Origin of the sequence: Tunturiibacter gelidiferens (genome assembly GCF_014201335.1) — a bacterium.
GTDB classification, from domain to species: Bacteria; Acidobacteriota; Terriglobia; order Terriglobales; family Acidobacteriaceae; genus Edaphobacter; species Edaphobacter lichenicola_E.
Window position 1 is genome coordinate 498,656 of the sequence record NZ_JACHEB010000002.1, and the last position, 25,274, is coordinate 523,929.

A 25,274-nucleotide genomic window follows, 5' to 3' on the forward strand; every position below is an offset into this window, starting at 1 on the left:
CTCCGGCCACCTAGGCCTCCGCCATCGGAAGCGTAACTCGAAACTCCGTCCTGCCGGGCTGCGATTCGAAAGCGATCGCGCCCTCGTTATGGCGGACCAGACGCCGGGCGATATCAAGTCCGAGACCGGTTCCCTGGCCCATTGGCTTGGTTGTGAAAAACGGATCGAAGATTCGGTCGCGAATCTCGTGGGGAATCCCGGCACCGTCATCGAGGATTCGCACCACAACACTTTGGTTGTCACGATTCGCAAGGACCTGCACTCGGCCACCATTGTCCGCGGCGTCCAATGCGTTGTCGATCAGATTTCCCCACACCTGATTCAATTCGGCTGCGAAGCCCCGAACCTTTGGCACTTCGGCCTCTAGCTCCAGCGTCACATCCACCAACTTCTCACGCGCCTTCGACTGAAGTACCGTCACCGTGTTCGCCAGGCATGAGCCCAGATCCACCGGCTCAGCCACGTTCGCCTGGTCCATGTGGGTAAATCCCTTCACCGCATTCACCAGGTTCGAGACGCGAATCGCCGACTCCTGGATCTTCGAAGTCAGATTCCTCACCGCACAGCCGGCGGCCGCCCACCGCAACACCGCGTTCAATGCCGGTCGCTCAACCCCAACAGCCAGCAACTCCAGCACCTCAAAAGTCACCTCGGTGTCGGCGAGTATCTGTGCGTTCGTCGTGTCCAGTCCGTGCCCGGCAAGCCACGCTTCCATCGCCTCTTCGCGATCGCTCTGTTCCAGCGTAGACCGCACCTCATGGAGCTTTTTCGCCATGCAGGCCCTGCGAACCGCCTCCACGGTGGCAATCTGCTCATCGTTCAGCGTCTCCGCAGCCAGATCGCGTGCAGCCTCTTCGGAGTCTTTCAAACGATTCCCAAGCATCGCCGCGCAACGCTCGATCGCCGAAGCAGGATTGTTGAGTTCGTGAGCCAAACCCGCCGACAGTTTGCCCAGCGAGATCATCTTTTCGTTTTGCAGCTCACTTGAAGTAAAAAGCCGGGCGCGATCAAGCATCCAGTGCACCAAAATCGTAGTGATTTCGTGGCATTCTCGCGTCATCGACCTAAGATGCTCGCGGGGAATCGCGAAAACCTCCACCGCCTCCAGAGCACGCACATCTCCGGGCGGAGCCACCATCCGCGAATACGGCAACACACCAGTGACATCTCCTTCACGCCACTCAATAAATTTGCTCGGCCCATCGGCTCGATCGACAAACACAGCGAGTCGTCCGGCGAGAATGATGAAAAGACCCTCCACGGGGAGGCCCTTCCTGCTTAACGCGTCTCCAGTATTCAGATTTCGAAGGGACCCATGCGCAGCCAGCCACTCCAGCTCGGTCCGAGACGCTGCGCTCAGAGTTCTGTGCTCGGCCAGCCGCTCGATAAGATCACGTGCTATCACAGGCATACAACCTCCCCATTAGAGGCGAACTACTCCCAACAACATCTATCAGAGTGAGAACGGCCTTGATGTGACTCGTCCGAATCAGGAAGAAGGCCGGCATGGGTCCTAAAATCCGATACACCGCAACGCATAACTCCGGCAAACAAGCCCTTATCAGTTCACGACATTTCGGTGCTTTCAAGTTGCAATCAATTGCATTCTTCTGGTACCTTTACGGTAAGCAGATTTTAGTTACCGTAGTACCCGCATTGGGAATGCTCGCGTAAAATCCGGGAAAATAAGACGACAACCTCCCCCCAATCTCATGTCGCCTTATCTTTCACCCCCAGCCTTGTAGTCTCAGAATTTGTATGAAATTTGAGGAACGAACTTCGGCTGCCTAGGCGGCGTCATGGTAACTGCCAGGTAAGAGATAGGTCCTCCTGCGTCCAAATTGTCCCTTCCGAAATCGGGCGGCGCGCAGTCACACAAACTCGTCTTAAATCACCTTTTCTTCTCTTTTTGCCTGCTCCAATCCATGTATCCCTGAAAATTTAAGAGGTGTTGGTGCCCCGTAATAGCTTTGTTTTTCGGTCTCTAGGTCCCCTTGTATCAACGTTCACCCCCAACTTCACCATTGAATCTCCAAATAAATCCCCAAAACAAATTAGATTGCTCTTCCTGCTTGTGGATAAGCTTTTCCGGCCCAGTAGGCTGGGCAAGCTTTCTTTCCTCGCTTTGACTTGCTGCCTGGCATTCGTCTCCTCCGCCAGCGGACAGCTCACAATCATAAGTTCGTCCGCGAAGCCTGCACAGGTGGACAGTAACGATTCCAATCCAGTCGAGATTGGCGTAAAGTTCAGAGCTGATACCAACGGCTCCGTTACCGGTCTGCGCTTTTATAAGGCAACGACGAACGTCGGTACTCACGTTGGGCACATCTGGTCGAAGTCCGGAATTCTACTGGGTAGCGCAACCTTTACCAGCGAAACGAAGTCAGGCTGGCAGCAGGTAAACTTCTCCTCGCCAATCCCGGTGTCCGCAAATACCACCTATATAGCGTCCTACTTTGCACCTTCAGGACACTACTCCGTGAACGACAACTTCTTTACAAAAACAGGTATTGACAACGCGCCTCTTCACGAGCTCGCTAACGGCGTTGATGGACCCGATGGGGTGTACAAGTATGGTTCATCCAGTGGTTTCCCGACCAGCACCTATGAGTCGGACAACTACTGGGTAGACGTTGTCTACACACCCCAGACAACCGCAGCGACTCCGCAGTTGACCCTGAGTGCCACGGCACTAAATTTCGGCAGTGTAACCGTCAACTCTGCGGCTACACAGTCGCTCACACTCACCTCGTCGGGCTCCTCGGCACTGACCATAAACTCGGCAGCCATCACAGGCGCGGGCTATTCCATCGTTGGAGGCACTTTACCGACGACACTGAACCCGGGCCAGACAACTACGTTGCAGCTTCAGCTCAAGCCTACCGCTGCTGGAACCGTGACGGGCCAACTCACCATTAGCAGCAATTCATCGACCGGTAGCACATCGACCGTCTCCTTGAGCGGCACAGCGACTGCGGCAACGAAACCGCAATTGTCGGCCAGTCCCTCCTCGCTAAGCTTCGGCAGCGTTGCCACCAACTCTTCGGCAACATTATCGGAGACAATTACCTCGTCGGGCTCCTCGGCATTGACGGTCAGCTCGGCTTCAGTCACAGGCGCCGGCTTCACCCTCGTTGCAGGCAGCTTCCCTGCGACGTTGAACCCAGGTCAGGCCCTTACGCTGCAGGTCAAGTTCACGCCCACCGCTACTGGAGCAGCTACCGGTAAGCTCACGATCAGCAGTAACTCGGCGAGCGGCGCCACGGCAGTCATCTCTCTCAGCGGCACGGGCACCACCCCAGGCACTCCTCAGCTAACCGTGAGCGCGACGTCGCTGAGTTTCGGCAGCGTCGCCACCAGCTCCTCGGCGAAACTATCGTTGACACTTACTTCATCGGGTACCTCGGCAGTGACGGTCAACTCCGCGGCCATCTCAGGCGCGGGTTTCTCCATCATCGGGGGAAGCTTTCCGCTGACCCTCAATGCCTCGCAGACTGCGACAGTGAACGTGCAGTTCGCCCCGACAGCAGCCGGAGCGGAGACAGGAAAACTCACGATCACCAGCAACGCTACAAGCGGAAGCCCCGCCCTCGTAGCGTTGAGCGGCACTGGCACCTCTGTCCCACATTCGGTGAGCCTCACCTGGTCGGCGCCCCCACCGTCAGCCGCGCCGGTCGCGGGGTACAACGTCTACCGGGCAATCAGCGGGGGAGCACTGCAACTGCTGAATCAACCGCCAGATACGTCGACCTCTTATGTGGATAGTACGGTCGTCGCTGGTGCTCTTTACGACTACGTCGTAAAGAGCGTCAATTCCGCAGGTGTAGAGAGCGTTCCGTCGAACGTGATCGCCGTGACAATCCCAACCCCTTAGCTTGCGCAGACTCGACAGGCTTGCAGATCATACCGAATGCAGCCTTAAAGAGTTGGCGTAGTAGTTTCATTCAACTATCTACAATTGAGGCGACGAAAGAAATAGCCAGGCCCAGAGACCACGCTGGGCTTGGCTATTTTGTTTAGAAGAATTAGCCGAGGCCCGCTGGAATCGACAATGCCACCCGTCTACTGCAATCCATAATAACGCGGTTGCCAAAGATATAGGACTGAAGTAGTCTGAATTTCAAGAGGCAAGAAACTTCGGCGCCAGCTGTCTTTTGGCGAAGCGCTGGCCGGGGTTGAGATCGGCAATCAGTCCCGCTTGGGACGCACAAAGGATGACGCATGAGTCACAGAACGAAGTTCAAGATGCAGCGTGCCCTCGGGCTCGAGCTGCCCGGCCTCGGCAAGCCCGGCGCTCTCGACACCCGCAGCTACCCACCCGGCCAGCACGGCCAGTCAAAAAATAAGAAACTATCCGAGTTCGGCTCGCAGCTCCGCGAAAAGCAAAAGCTCCTCTTCCATTACGGTCTGCGCGAGGAGCAACTCCGCCGCTTCGTCCGCGACGCGCGCACCCTACAGCAGTCCAATTGGATCGAAAGCCTCGTAGGCCTTCTCGAACGCCGTCTCGACAACGTCGTCTTCCGCCTTGGTTTTGCCCGCAGCATCGCCTCCGCCCGACAGCTCGTCAACCATGGCCACGTCATGGTGAACGGCCGCATCCTCACCATCGGATCCGCCGTCCTCCGCCTTGGCGACTTCATCAAACTCACCGCTTACGCCAGCGACATGAAGGCCACGATCGAGTCCCGCCAGTCGCCTCGGCTCACCCTCCCCAGCTACCTGCAGTTCGCAACCGATGGAGCCACCGATCATGGCGTCTTGCGCATGCTCCCCAACTCGCAGCACGTTCCCTTTGAGTTCGACCCACGCCCGGTAGCCGAGTACTACGCAAAGCAAGGAGTCTAGCCATGTGCACTGAAGACAAACACCAAACCCTAGCCTCGTCCGCAGGACTAGGCAGCATCACGGTCTGTGGTTGTGGAACCCTCAGCCTCCACGTCGGTGGCGTTTCTGTCCGGATGGACCTCAAAGCCTTCGTCCAGACAGCCGAAATGTTCCGAATCGCCATCGCCAACCTTGAAGACCAGGCTCGCAACCTACAACCAACAACCGCGAAAGCGCCGAGCATGCTCACCCACTGAGCCGAAGACAATTTTCCGACCAACGGGAGGACCACAAAGATCATTTAGCCAAGACCGGTACACAAGTCACGAAGTGACCGCGCCACGCGCAGTGGGCCCGTTCGGCAGGACAAGGAGTTTCTGAAATTAAGAAAGAACCCCCGCAGGTGTCTTTTTGGCGAAGCGCCGCGAGGGTTCCGAGATCGGCAACCTGGAAGGCTGACGAATGCAAACAGTATAAGCGCTCGTTTACACCTTCCCGGCCAGCTGCCGCAGCACGTACTGCAGAATCCCGCCGTTCTGGTAGTACAGAATCTCCTGTGGAGTGTCAATTCTCACTGTCGCCGAAAACTCGATCGTCTTCCCCAGGTCCGACTCCGCAAACACCGTCACCACCTTGCCATCGGCGAACTTGCTATCGAGCATCGCCTTCAACTGTCCCGGCGCATCCCCAATTGCAAACACTTCCTCACCCGTCAGGCGCAGGGACTCCACATTCTGTCCCGGCAAAAACTGCAGCGGCAAAATCCCCATTCCGACAAGGTTCGACCGATGAATCCGCTCATAGCTTTCAGCGATCACAAACTTGATCCCAAGCAGCCGCGGCCCTTTCGCCGCCCAGTCGCGCGAAGACCCCGATCCGTACTCCTTACCCGCCAGAATCGCCAACGGCGTGTTGCGTTTCGCATACTCCACGCTCGCATCGTAGATCGACATCGGCACATCATCCGGCAACAACCGCGTCACGCCGCCTTCAGTCCCTGGAGCAAGCTTGTTCCTCAGCCGCACATTCGCAAACGTCCCGCGCACCATCACCTCATGGTTGCCGCGTCGAGAACCATAGCTGTTGAAGTCCGAAGGCTTCACTCCATGCTCGGTCAGATATTTTCCCGCAGGTCCATTCTGCTTGATCGAACCCGCCGGCGAAATATGATCCGTCGTCACCGAATCTCCCAGCACCGCCAGCACACGCGCCCCATGAATATCCTCGACGGGAGCAGGCGTAGCCGGCATGCCATCGAAGTACGGAGCCTTGCGAATATAAGTCGAATCCCGCTCCCATCCATACGTCTCCCCATCCGGAAACTTCAGGCTCTTCCAATTGTTATCGCCATCCGAAACCGTGCTGTACTGTCGCCGGAACATCTCCGAGTCGATCGACGAGTTCACCGCCGACGAAACTTCTTCCTGCGTAGGCCAGATATCCCGCAGAAAAACCGGCTTTCCATCGAGATCGCGCCCCAACGCTTCCTTCTCGAAATCATGGGTAATGTGCCCTGCCAGTGCATACGCCACCACCAGCGGAGGACTCATCAGGTAGTTCGCCCTTACCTCCGGCGAAATTCTTCCCTCAAAGTTCCGGTTCCCCGACAACACCGACACAGCCACCAGCCCATGGTCTTCAATCGTCTTCGAAACATCCGTGGGCAGCGGGCCCGAGTTTCCAATGCACGTCGTACATCCATACCCCACCACCTGAAAACGCAGCTTATCGAGATAAGGCATCAGTCCAGCCTTCACGTAGTAGTCCGTCACCACACGCGAACCCGGCGCCAGCGAAGTCTTCACCCATGGCGGAGTACTCAGTCCCTTCTCCACTGCCTTCTTCGCAAGCAGACCTGCGGCCATCATCACGTAAGGGTTCGAAGTATTCGTGCACGAGGTAATCGCCGCAATCACAATCGATCCATGATCGAGATACTGCTCCGGATCCACGCCGAACCTGGTGCGAATCGACACATGCGGAGCTTCGAGCTGGGGCACCTTCTCGTCCTTGATCGTAATCACCGGCACCACTGGCGCTTCTACGACCGGTGCCGAAGCTCCCACGCTGCTGCTCAAATCGCCTGAAGCCGAAGCCGTCCCGCCCTCACCCTCCCAGCGCACCATCTGCCGAATTACCTGCTTATTTCCATTCGGCCCAAGCAGCGTCGGCAACTGTTCCTTGAAACTCGCCGCCGCGCCGGACAACGCAACCCGGTCCTGTGGTCTCTTCGGCCCCGCAACACTCGATTCCACCGTCGCTAGATCCAGCGAAATCGTCGCCGAGTAAACAGCTTCCTTCGCATCCGTAGTATGAAACAGGCCTTGCTCGCGGTAGTAAGCTTCCACCAATGCAATCTGCTCTTCGCTGCGCCCTGTCAGCCGCAGATACCTCAGCGTCTCCGCATCTACCGGAAAGATTCCGCAAGTTGCTCCATACTCCGGAGCCATATTCGCAATCGTCGCTCGATCGGCCAGCGGCAGCTCAGTGATACCCGAGCCATAGAACTCCACAAACTTACCGACAACGCCCAGCTTGCGCAGCATCTCGGTTACGGTCAACACGAGATCAGTAGCAGTCGTGCCTTCCCTCAGCTTGCCCGTCAACTTAAACCCAACCACCTGCGGAACCAGCATGCTCACAGGCTGCCCCAGCATCGCGGCCTCGGCCTCAATGCCACCCACACCCCAACCCAGCACACCCAAACCATTCACCATCGTCGTGTGCGAGTCGGTCCCCACCAGCGTATCCGGATAAGCGAACACCTTCCCCTGAGCATCCGGCGTCGTCGTAAACACCACTCGCGCCAGATACTCCAGGTTCACCTGATGACAGATCCCCATTCCCGGAGGCACAGCAGAAAAATTATTGAATGCCGTCTGCCCCCACTTCAAAAACGCATACCGTTCGCGGTTCCGCTGAAACTCCAGTGCCGCATTCAGGTCATACGCCCGCTGTGTTCCAAACTCATCCACCTGTACCGAGTGATCGATCACCAACTCCGCCGGCTGCAGCGGATTAATCTTCTCCGGATCGCCGCCCAGAGCCCTCATCGCATCGCGCATCGCAGCAAGATCAACCACCGCCGGCACGCCCGTAAAGTCCTGCATCAGCACTCGCGCTGGCATGTAAGCAATCTCGCGCGAAGGCTCTGCATTTGAATCCCAACAAGCCAGAAAGTGAATATCTTCCGCAGTCACCGTGCGGCCATCTTCATGCCGCAGCAGATTTTCCAGCAAAATTCTCAGCGAGAAGGGAAGTCGTTCCAGGTCGACACCCGTCCCCTCCAGTGCTTTCAGACGAAACAGATCGTACGTGGTCTTCCCCACAGACAGGGTAGACAAGCTCTTAAACGAATCAGGATGCGATTGAGTCGGCATGGTATCTTCTCCGAGGCGCGCTCTTGGAAGCGCGATGGTTGGGGCCGTGGTCACGTCTTCGAACCGCAGACGGCAACGGCTGAAGCCTATCAAGTTTTCAGGGGAGGGGTCGAACTAGCAGCTGCGTCCGCGGTCAGGGCGACCGTGGCGAAAGCGCTTCGTGTTGGGAAGGCAGCCTGCCATCAACATAATTTTACTGCTTTTCAGCCCATCGCAGTAAAGCGCCGGCCATCCCACCAACGGGTCATTGCACGCGCGGCCCAAACACTCCCTAATCACCGTAACTCGCAGACACCACGACAGAACCCCTTCCGTTGGCGATATCGCTCTCGCCCGCGAAAACCGCAATTTGTAGAAAAGTGCATCTCATTCAAGAAGTTCGTGTTTATACCAGCAGCAGGTACGAGGAGACTGGCAGTATGTACAAATCATTTCCCAAGTTTTTTCTAGGTCTGGCACTTGGCACTGCATCACTTGCAACGGTGACACTCTCGGGCTGTCACAAGGGCGTAGAGCCCGCAGCCATCCCCGACAACTCCGGCCCCGACCCAACCGATGCCAACATGGCGCCCGTCAGCGGCGCGCAGCCCGCGCCAGCTCCGCAGCCCGCTCCGGCAAGAGTCCTCGGCATCCGCTCCCAGTCCACTCCAGAGCAAAACTCCGAGCAGTATCCTCAGCAGCCTGCCACACCGCAAAACGAGGCCATCACCGCCGCCCAAACCGCGCAGCCCGCTGACCAGAATTACGACCAGAACTACGACTACAACGCCCCCACCAACTACGACGAATCTCAGGTAGATGCCGGCCAGCAGGCCCTCGAAGAAGCGAACGAACCCCCGCCGCCGCTCCCGGTCTACCAACAGCCCGAAGCCCCCGCGCCTAATTATCTCTGGACCCCTGGTTACTGGGGATACGCTCCCGTCGGCTACTACTGGGTCCCCGGAGCCTGGTGCGCGCCGCCCTACTACGGTGCTCTCTGGACTCCCGGCTACTGGGGCTTCTTCGGCGGCCGCTACCTCTTGCATCGCGGCTTCTGGGGCTCTCACATCGGCTTCTACGGCGGCGTGAATTACGGTTTCGGCTACACCGGCAGCGGCTACCACGGTGGCTACTGGCAGGGTCACAATTTCTACTACAACCGCTCGGTCAACAACATCAACGTTACACGGGTCACCAACGTCTATAACCGTACGGTCGTGGTCAACAACACCACTATCAACCGTGTCTCCTACAACGGCGGTCGCGGCGGCATCAACGTTCGCCCCCAACCCGCCGAGATCGCAGCCAACCGCGGCCCCCGTGTCCCACCCATGTCCACGCAGTATCAGAACCAGCGCGAAGCCGCACAGAATCGCCAGCAGTTCTACAACGTGAACAAGGGCCGTCCTGCTCTGGTCGCCTCTCCGCGTCCCATCGCCGCCGTAGCGCGTCCAGCCGTTCAGCCCGTCGCCCGCCCTGGCCAGCCGGCGGTCCAACCCACCCGCCCCGGCGAAATCAATCGCCCTGGTCAACCAGCAATTCAACCCACTCGTCCAGGCCAACCTGAAAATCGTCCCGGCCAACCAGCCGTGCAACCCACTCGGCCAGGAGAGATCAATCGTCCTGGCCAGCCAGCCGTGCAGCCTACCCGACCGGGCCAGCCCGAAACTCGTCCAGGTCAACCAACAGTTCATCCGGACAATCGCCCTGCCGTGCAGCCCACTCGACCAGGCCAGCCCGAAAACCGTGCAGGCCAGCCGCAAACGCGACCCTCCCAACCCGAGGTTCGCCCCACTCAACCACAGCAGCCTCAGACGCGTCCGGTTCAGCCTCAGACGCAACCTCAGACGCGACCAGTTCAACCGCAGGTTCGCCCCGAGCAGCCACAAAACCGGCCCGCACCGGAGACTCGTCCGCAACCCCAGCCGCGTCCACAGGAGGTCCAGCGTCCGTCGCCGCCTCCCCAGCCACGCCCAGCTCCCCAACCTCAATCGCGTCCTTCACCGCAACCCGAATCACGTCCCGCGCCGCAGCCCCAGCCACGGCAGGTCTCTCAACCAAGACCGGAGTCCCAGCCACGGCCGGCCTCTCAACCAAGACCGGAGTCCCAACCACGGCCAGCCTCGCAGCCAAGACCGGAGTCCCAGCCACGGCCGGCCTCGCAGCCAAGACCTCAATCACAACCTCACTCAGAATCGGGGCACCACTAATCTCGCATCACAAGAGAGACAAAAAGGCCCGCTTTTATGCGGGCCTTTTTGGTTTCGAAGAAATGATCTCAACGCTCCTGCGAAAGATCTTCCTCCAGCCAGTCATGTCCACAATCATCGCAGTGCCACTGGTTTGCCGGTTCCACCGCCTCCAGCAAAGTCTCATTGCCCCCGCACTTCGGACACTTCGGCACGGCGAACTCCTCCGGCACGGACTCCTCAACCTCTCTCCTGAACCTTTCAGCCAGCGGCTGCGACAACACCATCGCCGCCTCTTCCGCATCCTCAGGAGCCACCACAACCCGAGTCCCACGCACATCCATCCGCGATCCATCCTGCTGTAAAACCACCGAATCAATGCCCGCCTCACGCAGCGCGAGCGAAGCCGCTGAAGCACCCTGTCCGTCTTCATACTCAAAGACGCACTCCGCAGGTGCCAGCGCGGCAAAGGCCCGCAGATCCGCCAGATCATCCTCACTCAGCACTCTCGCCTCCGAGCGCTCCGGCGCTGCCGAAACCTTCAACCCGCGCTTTGAAATCTCCGCGCGCAAAGCCTCCTGCGCCATCTCCGTCAGGTCACTGATCCCGCGAGCCAGCGCCACCAACTCACCATCGCTATAGCTCGCATAGAGCGTCATCAACTCCTGATACTGCGCCGCATCACCAATCATGCTCAGTCTCCCGCTCAACAGCTTATCGCGTCCCAGTTTGACTTCATCCGCGACCATGCCTAGCCTCGAAGTTGCGAACCAAATTCGCATCACCAAAAGCACATCAACGAATGAAGGTCTGAATGAAGGTTCTGGTAATCGGCGGTGGTGGCCGCGAGCACGCCATCGTATGGGCTCTGCTCAAATCGTCTCAAGTCACAGAGGTCCTCTGCGCTCCCGGCAACGGCGGCATCGCGGCCATCGCCCGCTGCATCCCCTGCGACGCGGCCAACCTCCACGAGCTCGTCAACATCGTCGTCATCGAGCAGCCCGCCCTCACCGTCATCGGCCCCGAGGTCCCTCTCTCCCTCGGCCTCGTCGACGAACTCACCAAACGCGGCCACCGCGTCTTCGGACCCACCCAGGCTGCAGCCCAGCTCGAATCCAGCAAAGCCTTCGCCAAAGAGTTCATGCAGCGCCACGACCTCCCCACCGCCGAGTACGGCATCTGCACCACACTCGACCAGGTCCGCGAAGAGCTCCCCCGCTTCTCCGTCCCCATCGTCGTCAAAGCCTCCGGTCTCGCCGCGGGCAAAGGCGTCGTCATCTGCGAAACTCACCTTCAAGCCGAAGCCGCCGCTGCCGAGATGTTCAGCGGCTCCCTCCTCGGCACCACAGAAGAGGCCGTCGTCCTCGAAGAGTTCCTCACCGGCGAAGAGCTCTCCTTCTTCGCCCTCTGCGACGGCACCCACGCCATCGAAATCGCCTCCGCGCAAGACCACAAGCGCGTCGGCGAAGGCGACACTGGCCTCAACACCGGCGGCATGGGGGCCTACTCCACCGACGGCATCGCCACCCCGGCCATGCGCAGCTGGCTTCTCCACAACGTCGCGCAAAAGGTAGTCGACGGCATGGGCTCTGAGGGCGAACCCTTCAAAGGCATTCTCTTCTGCGGCATCATGATGTCTCCGCGCGGCCCCATGGTCCTCGAGTTCAACACGCGCTTCGGCGACCCCGAGACCGAAGCCATCCTCCTCCGCCTCGAGACCGACATAGTCGATCTCTTCAACGCCTCCATCGACGGCACCGCGAACGAACTCACCATTAACATGCGCCCCGGCGCCAGCGTCTGCGTCATCGCAGCCAGCGGCGGCTACCCCGGAAAATACGCCTCGGGCAAACCCATCTCCGGCCTCCCCACACAAAACGATCAACCCAGCGACGACGTAGTCATCTTCCACTCCGGCACAGCCCTCAAAGACGGAAAGATCGTCACCGCCGGAGGCCGCGTCCTCGCTATCTCCGCCGCCGCCCCTGACCTCCAAACCGCCCTCGACAAGGCCTACGCCGAACTCGCAAAGATCTCCTTCGAAGGCATGCAGTTCCGCCGAGACATAGGCCACCGCGCGCTACGCCAACAACCAATACGGTAGGTGACGTTTCATCTGCCAATGTTGCTGCGTTTCATCAGCTTTCCTCCGCCTGTTGAAGCCTCCATACCTCGACACACGTCCAATCGAGCATGGACAAGAAACAGCTAGGCAACTCTGATCTCCTTCTCTCCCCCATTGGCTTCGGCGCATGGGCCATCGGCGGCGGTGACTGGGCGTTCTCCTGGGGCCCTCAGGACGATAACGACTCCATCGCTGCAATCCACAAAGCCCTCGACCTCGGCATCAACTGGATCGACACCGCCGCCGTCTATGGCCTAGGCCACTCGGAAGAGATCGTCGGCAAAGCCGTCAAATCCGCTTCGCAAAAACCCTACCTCTTCACCAAAAGTTCCATGGTCTGGGACGACAAACGGAAGATCACCAACAACCTCAAGCAAATCCGTCGCGAGTGCGAAGACAGCCTCCGTCGCCTCCAGGTCGATTCCATCGACCTCTATCAGGTTCACTGGCCCAAGCCCGATGAAGACATTGAAGAAGGCTGGACCGTAATGGCCGACCTGCAGCGCGAAGGAAAAGTTCGCTGGATCGGCGTCTCCAACTTCAGTGTCGCCCAGATGGAGCGCGCCCTCAAAATCGCTCCCATCACCTCCAATCAGCCGCCTTACTCCATGCTCAATAGAGCGGTCGAAGCCGAGATCCTCCCTTTCACCCACAAGCACAACATCGGCACCATCAACTACGCTCCCATGCACTCCGGCCTCCTCACGGGAGCCATGACCAAAGAACGCGTCGCCTCCTTTCCCAAGGACGACTTCCGCCGCAACGCAAAGAACTACCAGGAGCCGTTGCTCTCCCGCAACCTCGCCGTCGCCGACTTCCTCAAAACCATCGGCACGCGTCACAACGTCACTGCAGGAGTGGTAGCTATCGCCTGGACCATCCATAATCCCGCCATCACCGCAGCCATCGTAGGTGGCCGCAACGCCCATCAGGTCGAAGGCGTCATCCCCGCAGTCACCTTCCGGCTCACCGAAGCCGAGTACGCGGAGATCAACGCATTCCTCGCCGCGCATCCATAAACCGAACATCGAGACAGGGCTGCAACAACTACACAAGCCCCTATGCGCAGCCCTGTCGCGATCAGTTCAACATTCACGTCACGTTCGAACATTCTTATTGCATCTTTCGTAAATAAAAAAGAAGGAGAAGACCGTGACCCAACCCACACTTACAGCTCAGGAACTCATAACCTGGGTCGAAAAAACCTCCACCGGCTGGCGCAACCTATTAGCCACCCACCCAGAACTGCTCGCTGCGCCCTGCGACGTCAACAACGTTCAATCCGTCGCCCAGCTCCTGCAGCACATCGTCGCCGTTGAGCTTCGCTTCGCCGAGCGTCTCTCCGATCTCCCCGCGACTGACTACACCAAAATCCCCTACGACTCAGTCGAAGAAATCTACGCCACCCACGACCACGCCTTCTCGCTCATCAACAAGCTTCTCAGCTCCAATATGGACTGGGATCAACCCATCGAGTTTTCCACCCGCGTGATGGGCCCAGCCCGTTCCACCCCCAAAACCATTCTGTTTCACCTCCTCCTGCACAGCATTCGCCACTACGCACAACTCGCCACTCTCGCCCGCCAACAAGGCATCAAGCCCGACTGGGGAATGGACTACCTCCTCATGAACCTGGAAGCCGTGTGATCGATCCAACTCGTCAATCCACCCTAGCCGTGCAGGTTTTGACAAAGGTCGGACCACCAACTAAAGTTGCTCCCATGCGCAGAGCCAGGCCTTTTGTCCCGTTCTTGACCGTAGTTTGCATTCTTCTATCCCTCTCAAGCTTCTCGCGCGCGCAGCAGCGTCCCGCCATCACCGGCATTGCCTTTGTTCGCATGTATACGGCTGATCCCACGGCCTCCGCAGCCTTCTACGGCAAAACCCTCGGCTACGGCCACGCCGAAAATAATGGCATCACCCGCTACTCCGTCAACGATCTCCAGTGGCTCGAAGTAGAAGCTCTCCCAACGCCCGCTCCGACCAGCCGCCTCGCCGCCGTAGCTTTCACCACTCGCGACGCGGCCGCCCTCGAGCGTTATCTCAAAGCCCACAACGTCGTCATTGAGCAGCCGCTCGCTCACGGAGCCTTTGCCGTCCACGACCCCGAAGGCAACCTCATCTACTTCGTGCAGGAGGGAACCAAAGTTCCCGGTCTCCCCGTAGCCTCACCCAACGCGCCTTCCCACAGAATCATCCATTCCGGCTTCATGGTCAAAGACGCGGCTGCCGAAAACACCTTCTACCGCGACCTCCTCGGCTTTCGCCCCTACTGGCACGGCGGCATGAAAGAAGGCGAGACCGACTGGATCAGCCAGCAGGTTCCCGACGGCACAGACTGGCTCGAGTACATGCTCGAAGGCGGCTCCACTCCCTCAGCCAAAACTCTCGGCGTCCTCAACCACTTCTCTCTCGGCACTCCCCACATGCCCGACGTGGTCGCAGCTCTCGCCCGCAACCAGTGCGAAGGCCCCAACTGCGCCAAAACGCAGATGGGCAAAGACGGCAAGATCCAGCTCAACCTCTTCGATCCCGATCTCACCCGCGTCGAATACATGGAGTTCCAGCCCTCTGGCACCCCCTGCTGCTCCCCTATCCTCGGCAAGCCGCCCACCGAGACCGAAAATCGCTAGCACCTCCGCAGCAAGTCACAAATCAGGAGCATCGACCATGCCCACCCGCCGCGACTTCCTCCGTCTCTCTGCCCTCGCCACCGCCGCCGGCTGCACCCTTGGCCGCAGCAGCTTCGCCTTCGCCGCCGGCGCCCCATTCGTCTACGGCGTCCAGCTCTACATGGTCCGCAAGCAGGCCCCGCAGGATCTCGCCGGCATTCTCCAATCCATCCAGCAGATCGGCTTTACCCAGATCGAACTTTTCCCCATCGTCTACACCCACCCCGCAGCCGAGCTCCGCAAGATCGTCGCCGACTCCGGCCTCGGCCTCGCCTCGGCGCACTTCGACTACGCCAGCGTCCCCACCAAAATCGACTACGCCCACCAACTCGGCCTCGAATACATGGTCTGCCCCATGATCCCTAAAGACCAATGGAATCTCGAAGGCTTCCACAAAGCCGCCGCCGACTTCACCACCTGGGGCCAAAGCGTTCACGCTGCCGGCATGCAGTTCGCCTTTCACAACCACTGCTACGAATGGGCTCCCCAGGGCCTCACCACCGGCTTCGACGAGCTTATGAAACACACCGACCCCGCCTACGTAAAACTCGAGCTCGACATGTACTGGCTCGCCCAGGCCGGCCAGGATCCGCTCACCATGCTCACCCGCTACGCCAACCGAGTCCGTCTCCTCCACCTCAAAGACCGCATCGCCAACGCCCCTACGGGCTTCATCATGGGCCCTGAAGCCAAGCACATCACCGAGCTAGGCAAGGGAACCCTCAACTGGCCCGCCATCTTCGCTCAGGCGCATAAGCAGGGCATCCGCTACGCCTACCTCGACCAGGACGACACCGCGCTCCCCATCCTCGAAAGTCTCAAAGAAAACTTCGCCTACCTCCAAACCATCAAGGCCTAGAGCGGCCATCTCAGGTCAACAAACGCCGGTCTCAGAGTCCGAGCATCGTCTGCACTCTCTGCAGAACGTATGATTCATCCGGTGCGCGCAGATCATCAGCACGCTCCCCGTCATCGTCACGGCAACTTCATACCCGTGCGACGGCAGCCGCCCCCCGAAGAACGCACCCGCAAAGATAAACCCCAGCCCCAGCGCCATCAGCCCAAGAATGCGCCGACGCCCATGCGTCCGAAATCCGTTCACCAGCGCCATCGCCCCCAGCGCCGCGACGCCCACCGCCAGCGCACGGTGCGTCCTCTCCTCGCCAGGAATAAAACGAGCCATCACCACCGACATCGAAATCAGCACCGGCGTCACCACACAATGCACCACACAGAGCGCAGAAGCCCACACTCCCAAACTATCCGCAGAAAAGGCCGAAGCCCGCATCGAGACACTCATTTTCAAAGTTCTTTCCAGAAAGGATTAAAGACACTCTTCCATCAATCTTATTCGCTATTGATATTCTATTATCATTTACACAATTTAGTCTTCTCCCCACAGGTACAACATCAGCAGAAGAATACCTAAGCTGTAGTCACCGCAGGCAGAATCTCCGACACATCCACCCACTGCGTCGGATAGTCCCCCGTATAGCAAGCCGTGCAGAAACTCCCCGGCGACAACCCATCCACCGGCTCCCCCTTCGTACACGAGTGCGTCAGCCCAATAAGGCTCAGGTACGCCAACGAATCCGCCTCAACAAACTCGCAGATCTCCGCGACAGATTTATTCGCTGCAATTAAATCTTTCTTCGAAGGTGTATCCACCCCATAAAAACAAGGCGAAATCGTCGGCGGACAAGAGATCCGGAGATGCACCTCCGTCGCCCCTGCAGCCCGCACCATCCTAACAATCTTCCTCGAGGTCGTCCCGCGAATGATCGAATCATCGATCAGAACCACGCGCTTGCCTTCCAGCAAATTCCGCATCGGGTTCAGCTTCATCCTCACGCCGAAGTCTCTCACTCGCTGCTCCGGCTGAATAAACGTCCGTCCCACATAGTGGTTTCGAATCAGCCCAAAATTAAACGGAATCCCCGACTCCGCCGCATACCCAATCGCCGCCGTCACACCCGAGTCCGGCACCGGCACAATCAAATCCGCCGGCACACCCGACTCCCGCGCCAACTGCCGCCCCATCTCTTCGCGCGACTGCTGCACCCACCGCCCAAAGATCTTCGAGTCCGGCCGCGCAAAATAAACATGCTCGAACACACAGCTCGCCTGGTCGGTCGTCGTGTTGAAGTAGCGGCTCGTCACGCCATCTTCGGACACCATCACCAACTCACCCGGCTTCACATCTCGCTCATACTTCGCATGCAGCAGGTCGAACGCGCACGTCTCGCTCGCAAAACAAAACGTATCCGGTGCCCCGTCCTTGCCTTCGATCCGTCCCATCGCCAGCGGCCGAAATCCATGCGGATCGCGCGCCGCAAAGATGCGATTCCGCGTCATCATCACAATCGAAAACGCGCCCTCCACCTGGTTCAGCGCCTCTGCCATGCAGTCGATCAGAGTGTTCTTCGTCGAGTGCGCAATCAACTGAATAATGATCTCTGAGTCCGACGTCGTCTGAAAGATCGCACCATCGCGCTCCAGCCGCTCCCTTGACGTCCCCAGGTTGATCAGGTTGCCGTTATGCGCAATCGCAATCAGTCCCTTTGTACTCTCAACAGAGATCGGCTGCGCATTCAGCAGCGCCGAATCTCCCGTAGTCGAATACCGCGTATGCCCAATCGCAATATGTCCAGGCAGCTTTCCCAACACATCGTCAGTAAAGATCTCCGACACAAGTCCCATGCCCTTGATGTCATTCACCTGCAGCCCATCCGCGCTGGCAATTCCAGCCGACTCCTGCCCACGATGCTGCAGCGAATAGAGTCCCCAGTAAGTCATCCGAGCCGCATCAGGATGGTTGTAGATCGCCATCACACCGCACTCTTCGCGGAGCTTATCGAATGGCGCCTCGTCCTCCACTACCAACTCATCCTCAACCAGAAGATCGCTCATGCCGTCACCACCTCTGCGGCCAACTGCTCTTCCAGAGCGCCCGTCCACGATTCTTTCAGCGAAGCGATTGGTTCATCAATCACTTTCTTTCCATTGATCGAACACTCGTAGTTGCCTGCAGTCACCTCGCCCAGCCGAGCCATCCACATCTTGGGATGCTCAGTAAGCACGGCGCGAATCGCTTCCACACCGCTCGCATCGGCAGAGACAATCACCGAAGATCCTATCTCACTGAAGAAGCGCTCCTTCAACGCGAACGGCTCGCTCTCAGAGACATTCATTGCCACGCGAACTCCCAGCTCTCGTGGAAAGCAAGCCTTCGCAAACGCAACTGCCGCGCCGCCATCCGAGATGTCCATCGCCGAGACCAGCAGACCCTTCGCCGCAAGCGCTGCCAGCGCCTTATGCAGCGCGGCCTCTTCCGCGAGATTCAACAACGGCGGAGCGCCCCAAAGCTCATGCATCACCGTCTTTGCATACTCGGTCGAGCCAAACTCCCGTTCGATCTTCCGACCCTCCCCCTGAAACGCCGAGAGGAACAGAATCACATCGCCCGCCTTGCGAAACGCAGAAGGTACACCCTTCGTCACATCATCGATAATCCCAACGATCCCAAGCACTGGCGTCGGATAAATTCCTTCGCCTTTGGTCTCGTTGTAGAGCGAAACATTCCCGCCCGTCACCGGCGTTCCAAGCGCAATACAAGCCTCGGCAATTCCATCGATAGCCTGCGAAAGCTGCGCCATTATCTCCGGCTTCTCTGGATTCCCAAAGTTCAAACAATTCGTCGCTGACACCGGCATCGCGCCTGTACACGCAACCTTTCGCGCCGCCTCAGCCACGGCATGCATCGCGCCCAACTTCGGATCGAGATACGTCCATCGCCCGTTGCCCGCCAACGCCATCGCCAGTCCGCGATCGCCCTTCTCCGCTTCAGTAAACTCATGAGAATCATCTGGCAAAACCACCGGATTCGTAGAGTCCAGGCTATCGGTCGCAAGCGTCGCCTCGCCTTGCGGAGTCGACGAAGCCACCAGATCCGCCAGTTTTCCCAGCAAGCCACGATGATGCGGTGCGCCCACTGTCTTCCCCGTACCCTTGATCCGGATCACACCCGCTTCGCCACCCGGTCCCTGCACCGTGTTTGTCTGCACCATCGAGTCATACTGCTCGTACACCCAGCGCTTATCGCAGATATTGGAGCTCGCCAGCAGCAGCTTCAAATCAGCCGTCAAGTCCCGCGGCCTCTTCAACTCTTCGAGAACATGCGCCGGAGGATCGAGCGGCACCGGAGCCTTCCAAACCCCCACAGGCCGGTGATACACCGGAGCATCATCGGTCAAACTCTTATTCGGAATATCCGCCACCAGCTCCCCATGCTGCGTGATCACCATATTCGGCTTCTCCGTCACCACTCCGACGATCGAAGCATCGAGTCCCCACTTCGCGAACACATCCAGAACCTCCTGCGCTCGCGGCTTATCCGCCACCAGTAGCATCCGCTCCTGGCTCTCGCTCAACATAATCTCGTAGCTCGACATCTTCGTCTCGCGCTGCGGCACCAGATCCAGCTCCACCGTCAATCCAAGATCGCCTCTCGCGCCCATCTCGCACGTCGAGCACGTCAAACCAGCCGCGCCCATATCCTGAATCCCAAGAACCGCGCCGGTAGCCATCGCTTCCAGGCAAGCCTCCAGCAACAGCTTCTCCAGAAACGGATCGCCCATCTGCACGTTAGGCCGCTTCTGCTCCGACCCCTCCGTAAACTCCTCGGAAGCCATCGTGGCCCCATGAATCCCATCGCGACCCGTCTTAGCGCCCACATAGATCACAGGATTTCCAACGCCCGTAGCCTTCGCATAAAAAATCTCATCGCTGCGTACCAGCCCCAGCGCAAACGCATTCAGCAGCGGATTGCCCGAGTAACAAGCCTCGAACCGTGTCTCTCCACCAACATTCGGAACGCCGAAACAGTTCCCATACCCAGCCACACCATGCACCACACCCGTCGCGATCTGGTGATTCCGTCTCCGCAGCGACTCATCCGCCTCAGCCTCATCCAGAGGTCCAAACCGCAGCGAATCCATCACCGCCAGCGGCCGCGCATTCATCGTAAAGATGTCCCGCAGTATCCCACCCACACCTGTAGCCGCGCCCTGATAAGGCTCGATGTAGCTCGGATGATTATGCGACTCAATCTTGAACGCACAAGCCCACCCATCACCCACGTCGATGATCCCCGCGTTCTCCCCCGGCCCCTGCACCACGCTCCCCGGCCCGGTCTTGCGCTCGCCCGTCGTAGGCAGCCGCTTCAAATGCACCCGCGAAGATTTATAAGAGCAGTGCTCCGACCACATCACAGAAAAAATCCCTAACTCAGTCAGGGAAGGGGTGCGTTCGAGTGCTTGTTCGATGCGCGCGTACTCCTCCGGAGTGATACTGTGCTGCTTGAGCAGCTCCGGAGTAATGGTGGCTGGGGAGGGGACTTTGGCTTGCTGGGCTTGCAGATTTGGCATGGCTCGCTATTAAGATTGTCGCACGCTAAGCCCCCTGCTGCACCTTACCTCCGCTCCAGCGCCGCCCGATCCCACTTCGCCACATCCGCTGCCGCCCCATAAGCGCTCTCCAGAAACTCCATTAGCGCCTTTTCCGGAGTCGCCAGCGCCCGCACCGCGTCATACTTGAACACAAACTCCCCCAAAGCCTTATCCCAAGCCGCCTCAGCAGGCCGAATCGTCGCCTCCGACAGCCCCGCCGGCACTGGAGCCGAATAGCAATAAAACGCTGCGGCTCCATACCCACCGTTCCCCGGCCAGAACCCAGCCGAGATCACCTCATGCGAATAAGCCTCTCGCTGAATTGAATCTGCCCCCGGCCGCGGCGGCGCAGACCGGCCAGAAAACCGCGTCACCGCCAGGTCAAAGCTCCCCCAGAAAAAATGCACCGGGCTCACTTTCCCCAGAAACCCCGTCCCCCACGCACGAAACACCTTATCCGCATGCACCAGCACCTGCCAGAAGCGGTGCACATACTCCGGGTCGTACGACTTATGCTCCGTATCGATATCGAACCGCACCGGATCCGCTACCTCCACCGGCATCGGGTTTATCTTCACCGATACCCCAAGCTCCTTCAGGCATCCCAGATACTCCTCGTAAAAGTCCGCAACAGTCCGCGCCTTGAGCTTCATCACCTGCGACTTCCCCGATCCCATCCTCAAATGCAGTTCATGCGCCACAAAATCAAACTCGATATCCAGTACTTCGTCTCCATACGGTATCGCCGAGGTCCCCAGCCCCCGCGCTGTCACATACAGCGGAACATTCCACCAGTGGTTCTGCAGCGGAGTCAGCACCATCCTTGTTTTTCCCACGATCTGCGTCCACATATGCAGCGTATCGGCCGTCGCCGCCCAGTCCCCCCACGCCAACTCCGGCCACTGCGAAGCTCCACTCATAACACCTCCCGCGGTCTCACAATCCAGTAGCCGAAAGCATACGCCGCCGCCGCAGAACTAGCTCCCCGTGCTTCCAAACCCCCTCACCCCCCGCGGAGCCTCCACCAACTCACTCACCTCTTCAAAAACCGCCTCAATCCTCCTCACAATTCGCAGCTGCGCAATTCGATCCCCCGCCTTGACCTCCACCGCCGCCGCGCTCAAATTCGTCATCACCACTTTGATCTCGCCCCTGTAACCCGGATCGATCACCCCCGCCAGCGTCGTCACCCCACGCACCGCAAGCCCCGACCGGTCCTCCACCAGCGCCCCATGCGTCGAAGGGAACTCCATCGCTACCCCCGTAGCCACCGCCATCGTCGTTCCCGCCTCCAGCGTCGCCCCAGTCACCGCATAAAGATCCGCCGCCAAATCCCCAAACTCCCCCGTATGCGCATACCGCGGCAGCTGAGCCTCCGGCTGCAACTTCACCACCCGAATCCGCACCAGATCTTCCGCTCCGAACCCCATCAACCCTCCCAAAAAATCTTCCGAACCCTATTCTCACCCGAGCCAGAATTATGGCCCCATTTATCCACATCCCACATAGCATCCAACAGTTTTGTATCCCACCTTTGGGGGAGAACCCCGCGCTCATTTTTCGGCTTTTCCTCCCCTTCTCAGAGTCAAATCACTAACGAGGGACGTCTACATATGCAGTGCCCGAACCAACAGGAGAGTCGTATCGTGGCCATCAATACCGAACAGATGACTGTAGCTCCTTTGCGCCGTACAACGGCCCCTTCGCCAACCATCTGGCTGAAGCGCCTCATCGACAGCGGCACCCTTTACATCCCCCAGAACCTCAACCCCGCCCAGTTCGCCACCCTTCAGGCGATCACCCTGCTCCTCTCCCATTCCGGTTCGTACTACGCCGCCTCCCGCCTCGACGCAACCCTCGTCACCAGCGCCGCTACAGCCCCACCCGACGCCCCCGCGCCCCCCATCGCCTTTGACTACCGTCTCGGCCTGGACGAAATCGAAACCATCACCCGCACTCGCACCTGCTACTCCTTCACTGAGCTCCACACCGATCTACAGGACGCCATCCTCAGCCTAATCGCCTCCCGCGACCTCACCAGCCGCAAACTCGACCTCGCCCACTGGCTCGAAGACCTGCACTACCAAACCCTCGAACTAGCAGCCTGAAGAAGCAGATAGCAGGTTCATCCTGCTATCCGCTCCTCCAACTAGCGAACCTTCTCCTACTAAAACTCATCCGCGCTAGGCCCATAGATCGCCGGCACCTTCGCATCCTTCAGCCGCAGATAAACCGTAAGCTGTCCACGATGATGTGCCATGTGGCTCAGCGCGCCATTTGAAATCGTGACGTACCGCGGCCCCTCCGATAGCACCTGATCCCCCATCTTCAGCTTCCAAGTCTTCATCAGATGCTCCTCGGTAGTGTTCTCCAGCGACTTTCGCGAAGCCTTCAGCCCTTCCTCGAGCAGCGAAGCCAACTCAGCCCGCGTCTCCACCGCCTTCGTCTGAAATTTCTTCCCATTCCCATTCAAATCCAGCTCATCGTGATCGATCATCAGCGCCACCCATCCCGGCATCGTCGCCACCAGAGCCGCCAGCTTTCCCAGCTCCATCGACTTCTCATGCGGCTTCCACGAGTTCTGCCCTTCAGGCACCCGCTCAATCGCCTTCCGTGACGCATCTGCTTCGCTCTCCAGCTGCTCCAGAAAATATCGTTTGAACTCCATCCCACTTCCTCCTCAGAAAGCCTCTGGCTCTCAATCCATAAGTTATTCGCCAAAATATGACATGCGCTGTCATATTAAAGAAATAACTCTGAAAAAAAGAAAGGAGCACAGACAAATCGAATGAAGTCGGATCGTCTCCTCTCCACTCTTATGCTTCTTCAAGCCCACGGCCGTCTCTCCACCAGAGAAGTAGCAGAGCGCCTCGAAATCTCCCAGCGCACCGCCCATCGCGACATGGAAGCCCTCTGCACCGCGGGCATTCCGCTCATCGCCCACCGTGGTCCAACCGGTGGCTGGGAGCTACAAAAAGGCTGGCGCACCAAAGTCCCCGGCCTCGACGACGCTGAACTTCAAGCCCTGCTCATGGCCCAGCCCAGCGCCCTTGGCGACCGCAGACTCACCGCAGCAGCCCAGCGCGCCTTCGACAAGCTCATGGCCTCCATGCCCACCTCCATGCGTCTTCAGGCCCACTCCATCCAGGCTCGCCTGCACATCGACCCCACCGGCTGGAGACCCTCCCCCGAAGACCTCTCCATGCTCCCCATCGTGCAGGACGCTCTCGCCCGCGACTGCAAACTCACCTTCCTCTACACCCGCGCCGACGGCGAACTAAGTTCCCGCACCGTCGACCCTCTCGGCCTCGTCTGCAAGCAAACCGTCTGGTACCTCATCGCACAATCCTATGCCGGCACCCGTACCTACCGCATCTCTCGCATGCGCGAAGCAGTCGTGCTCGCACTCCCATCCATCAGGCCACCCGACTTCGATCTCGCCGCCCACTGGAAACAAAGCACGGCAGCTCTCAAGGACCGCCACCAAACCATCGCCACCATCCTCGCACTCTCAGACAAAGGCGTCGCCTCCATCGAGCGTTGGTGTCCCATGGTTCCTGAGCTCCACCATCGCGCAGCACGCACTCTGCAGAAGGGCTGGCGTCTCTTTCACATCGAGTTTGAAAGCTACCAGCAAGCCCACTTCGTGGTCCTTGGCCTCGGCTCCCACGCAGTAGCGGTCGCACCACCAGAACTCTGCAAAGACATCAAATCCGAAATCCGCCGCATGCACCGTGCCTCGCAACAACGTCGATAACTAAAAAGTCGAACCATCTCCATCAAACACCATCTCGCGGCTCACTCGTTCTAACAAAGCTCCCCGCTATCGCTTCCGCATCCGCAGACTCTGCCAGCTCCCATCCACAGTCCATCCACCGTCCACCGCCAGCGCCTGCCCATTCACAAACCCACTCCGCTCAGGCTCCGCCAGAAACAAAATCGCCTGCGCAATATCCTCCGGCGACGCAAACCGTCCCATAGGATTCGCCCCTTCAATATCCGCGTCGTTATAACCTCCACCCGCCTGATCCGCCACATCCATCTCCGTCTTCACCCACCCCGGACACACCGCGTTACACCGCACTCCACGCCCACCCCACTCCGCCGCAAGCGTCCGCGTCAACCCAATCAGTCCATGCTTCGAGGCGTTATACGCCGACCGATCCCCAATCCCCACCAGCCCCGCAATCGAGGCCACATTCACAATGCTTCCGCTCTTCTGCTCCAGCATCATCGCGCCAAACGCCTTCGCCAGCAGAAACGGAGCGAGCAGATTCACCTCTAGCACCCGCAGAAACGCCTTCCCCTCCACGGTCTCTGCCGGCGCAATGAAGCTAATCCCCGCATTGTTCACCAACACATCCGCGCGACCCCACCGCGAGCGCACCGCCTCCACCGCACGCTTCACCACAGCCTCATCCGAGATGTCCCCCACCACCTCTTCAACCTCAACCCCGGCCTTCTTCACCACCTCCGCCGTAGCAGCGCAAGCCTGCAGATCCATCAGCAGCAACCCGTACCCCGCCGCCGCCAAAACCTCTGCAGCCCGACGTCCAATCCCCTGCGCCGCACCAGTAACAACCGCAATCTTCATGCAAAAAGATTACTGCATGGATCGTTCGTGAGACGTCGGCGGGTTGCTACCCACAAGCCGACTT

Annotated in this window: 21 protein-coding genes; 11 read left to right on the plus strand and 10 right to left on the minus strand. The window is 59.0% G+C overall.

The genetic code is table 11. The features are described from left to right. Positions 1 to 10 precede the first annotated feature (10 nt). On the minus strand, positions 11 to 1,411 hold the full coding sequence (locus HDF14_RS05840; protein WP_221304563.1) for a sensor histidine kinase: 1,401 nt from the start codon (positions 1,409 to 1,411) through the stop codon (positions 11 to 13). A 663-nt stretch (positions 1,412 to 2,074) separates the two neighbouring features. Between HDF14_RS05840 and HDF14_RS05845 the strand changes: the two genes are divergently transcribed. The 3 genes from HDF14_RS05845 to HDF14_RS05855 all read left to right on the plus strand — a co-directional run bounded on the left by HDF14_RS05845 (position 2,075) and on the right by HDF14_RS05855 (position 5,081). After that, positions 2,075 to 3,874: a choice-of-anchor D domain-containing protein gene (locus tag HDF14_RS05845; protein WP_313899495.1), complete on the plus strand. Its 1,800-nt coding sequence runs from the start codon at positions 2,075 to 2,077 to the stop codon at positions 3,872 to 3,874. Positions 3,875 to 4,221: 347 nt separating this feature from the next. Beyond that, complete coding sequence (gene rpsD, locus HDF14_RS05850; protein ID WP_183974455.1) at positions 4,222 to 4,845, plus strand: 30S ribosomal protein S4; 624 nt, start codon at positions 4,222 to 4,224, stop codon at positions 4,843 to 4,845. A gap of 2 nt (positions 4,846 to 4,847) precedes the next feature. Next, complete coding sequence (locus HDF14_RS05855) at positions 4,848 to 5,081, plus strand: hypothetical protein (protein WP_183974457.1); 234 nt, start codon at positions 4,848 to 4,850, stop codon at positions 5,079 to 5,081. A 228-nt stretch (positions 5,082 to 5,309) separates the two neighbouring features. Here HDF14_RS05855 and HDF14_RS05860 read toward each other — a convergent pair whose 3' ends face one another. Further along, the gene (locus tag HDF14_RS05860; protein ID WP_183974459.1) at positions 5,310 to 8,204 is read right to left on the minus strand and encodes an aconitate hydratase; all 2,895 of its coding nucleotides are present in this window, start codon (positions 8,202 to 8,204) and stop codon (positions 5,310 to 5,312) included. A 419-nt stretch (positions 8,205 to 8,623) separates the two neighbouring features. On the opposite strand from HDF14_RS05860, the gene HDF14_RS25975 reads away from it, so the two are divergent. Next, positions 8,624 to 10,393, plus strand: a complete 1,770-nt coding sequence (locus tag HDF14_RS25975) for a YXWGXW repeat-containing protein (protein ID WP_260698045.1) — start codon at positions 8,624 to 8,626, stop codon at positions 10,391 to 10,393. A gap of 68 nt (positions 10,394 to 10,461) precedes the next feature. Here the strand turns inward: HDF14_RS25975 and HDF14_RS05870 are convergent, their stop codons facing one another. Further along, positions 10,462 to 11,064, minus strand: coding sequence for a hypothetical protein (locus HDF14_RS05870; RefSeq protein WP_183974461.1), 603 nt, complete (start codon positions 11,062 to 11,064; stop codon positions 10,462 to 10,464). Between the two features lie 122 nt (positions 11,065 to 11,186). Here HDF14_RS05870 and purD point away from each other — a divergent pair, with 122 nt between their 5' ends. From purD to HDF14_RS05895, 5 genes are all read left to right on the plus strand, one after another. Beyond that, entirely contained in the window at positions 11,187 to 12,476 is a 1,290-nt protein-coding gene (gene purD, locus HDF14_RS05875; RefSeq protein WP_183974463.1) for a phosphoribosylamine--glycine ligase, read from the plus strand. An 89-nt stretch (positions 12,477 to 12,565) separates the two neighbouring features. Then, positions 12,566 to 13,516: an aldo/keto reductase gene (locus tag HDF14_RS05880; protein ID WP_183974465.1), complete on the plus strand. Its 951-nt coding sequence runs from the start codon at positions 12,566 to 12,568 to the stop codon at positions 13,514 to 13,516. A 133-nt stretch (positions 13,517 to 13,649) separates the two neighbouring features. Further along, a complete protein-coding gene (locus HDF14_RS05885) occupies positions 13,650 to 14,144 on the plus strand; it encodes a DinB family protein (protein ID WP_183974467.1) in 495 nt (164 codons plus the stop codon). Continuing rightward, positions 14,141 to 15,130: a VOC family protein gene (locus HDF14_RS05890; protein WP_221304564.1), complete on the plus strand. Its 990-nt coding sequence runs from the start codon at positions 14,141 to 14,143 to the stop codon at positions 15,128 to 15,130. Before HDF14_RS05885 ends, HDF14_RS05890 begins: the two co-directional genes overlap by 4 nt. Positions 15,131 to 15,167: 37 nt before the next feature. Beyond that, on the plus strand, positions 15,168 to 16,028 hold the full coding sequence (locus HDF14_RS05895; protein WP_183974469.1) for a sugar phosphate isomerase/epimerase family protein: 861 nt from the start codon (positions 15,168 to 15,170) through the stop codon (positions 16,026 to 16,028). 15 nt (positions 16,029 to 16,043) lie between these two features. Here the strand turns inward: HDF14_RS05895 and HDF14_RS05900 are convergent, their stop codons facing one another. From HDF14_RS05900 to dut, 5 genes are all read right to left on the minus strand, one after another. Beyond that, positions 16,044 to 16,469 carry a MerC domain-containing protein gene (locus HDF14_RS05900; RefSeq protein ID WP_260698046.1) on the minus strand — a complete coding sequence of 142 codons (426 nt, stop codon included), beginning with the start codon at positions 16,467 to 16,469 and terminating at the stop codon, positions 16,044 to 16,046. A gap of 125 nt (positions 16,470 to 16,594) precedes the next feature. Further along, positions 16,595 to 18,079 (minus strand): amidophosphoribosyltransferase, encoded by a 1,485-nt coding sequence (gene purF, locus HDF14_RS05905; protein ID WP_183974471.1) that lies wholly within the window; start codon positions 18,077 to 18,079, stop codon positions 16,595 to 16,597. Then, positions 18,076 to 20,595: a phosphoribosylformylglycinamidine synthase subunit PurL gene (gene purL / locus HDF14_RS05910; RefSeq protein WP_183974473.1), complete on the minus strand. Its 2,520-nt coding sequence runs from the start codon at positions 20,593 to 20,595 to the stop codon at positions 18,076 to 18,078. The genes purF and purL overlap by 4 nt, the downstream gene beginning before the upstream one ends. A 44-nt stretch (positions 20,596 to 20,639) precedes the next feature. Beyond that, entirely contained in the window at positions 20,640 to 21,536 is an 897-nt protein-coding gene (locus tag HDF14_RS05915; protein ID WP_183974475.1) for a DUF5996 family protein, read from the minus strand. A 57-nt stretch (positions 21,537 to 21,593) separates the two neighbouring features. Beyond that, positions 21,594 to 22,046, minus strand: coding sequence for a dUTP diphosphatase (gene dut, locus HDF14_RS05920; protein WP_183974478.1), 453 nt, complete (start codon positions 22,044 to 22,046; stop codon positions 21,594 to 21,596). Positions 22,047 to 22,262: 216 nt separating this feature from the next. Here dut and HDF14_RS05925 point away from each other — a divergent pair, with 216 nt between their 5' ends. Then, entirely contained in the window at positions 22,263 to 22,724 is a 462-nt protein-coding gene (locus tag HDF14_RS05925; RefSeq protein ID WP_183974479.1) for a hypothetical protein, read from the plus strand. A gap of 59 nt (positions 22,725 to 22,783) precedes the next feature. On the opposite strand, the gene HDF14_RS05930 is transcribed toward HDF14_RS05925, so the two are convergent. After that, positions 22,784 to 23,284 carry a DinB family protein gene (locus tag HDF14_RS05930; protein WP_183974481.1) on the minus strand — a complete coding sequence of 167 codons (501 nt, stop codon included), beginning with the start codon at positions 23,282 to 23,284 and terminating at the stop codon, positions 22,784 to 22,786. A gap of 120 nt (positions 23,285 to 23,404) precedes the next feature. On the opposite strand from HDF14_RS05930, the gene HDF14_RS05935 reads away from it, so the two are divergent. Beyond that, a complete protein-coding gene (locus HDF14_RS05935) occupies positions 23,405 to 24,373 on the plus strand; it encodes a helix-turn-helix transcriptional regulator (protein ID WP_183974483.1) in 969 nt (322 codons plus the stop codon). 66 nt (positions 24,374 to 24,439) lie between these two features. Here the strand turns inward: HDF14_RS05935 and HDF14_RS05940 are convergent, their stop codons facing one another. Continuing rightward, positions 24,440 to 25,210: an SDR family NAD(P)-dependent oxidoreductase gene (locus HDF14_RS05940; RefSeq protein WP_183974485.1), complete on the minus strand. Its 771-nt coding sequence runs from the start codon at positions 25,208 to 25,210 to the stop codon at positions 24,440 to 24,442. Positions 25,211 to 25,274 lie beyond the last annotated feature (64 nt).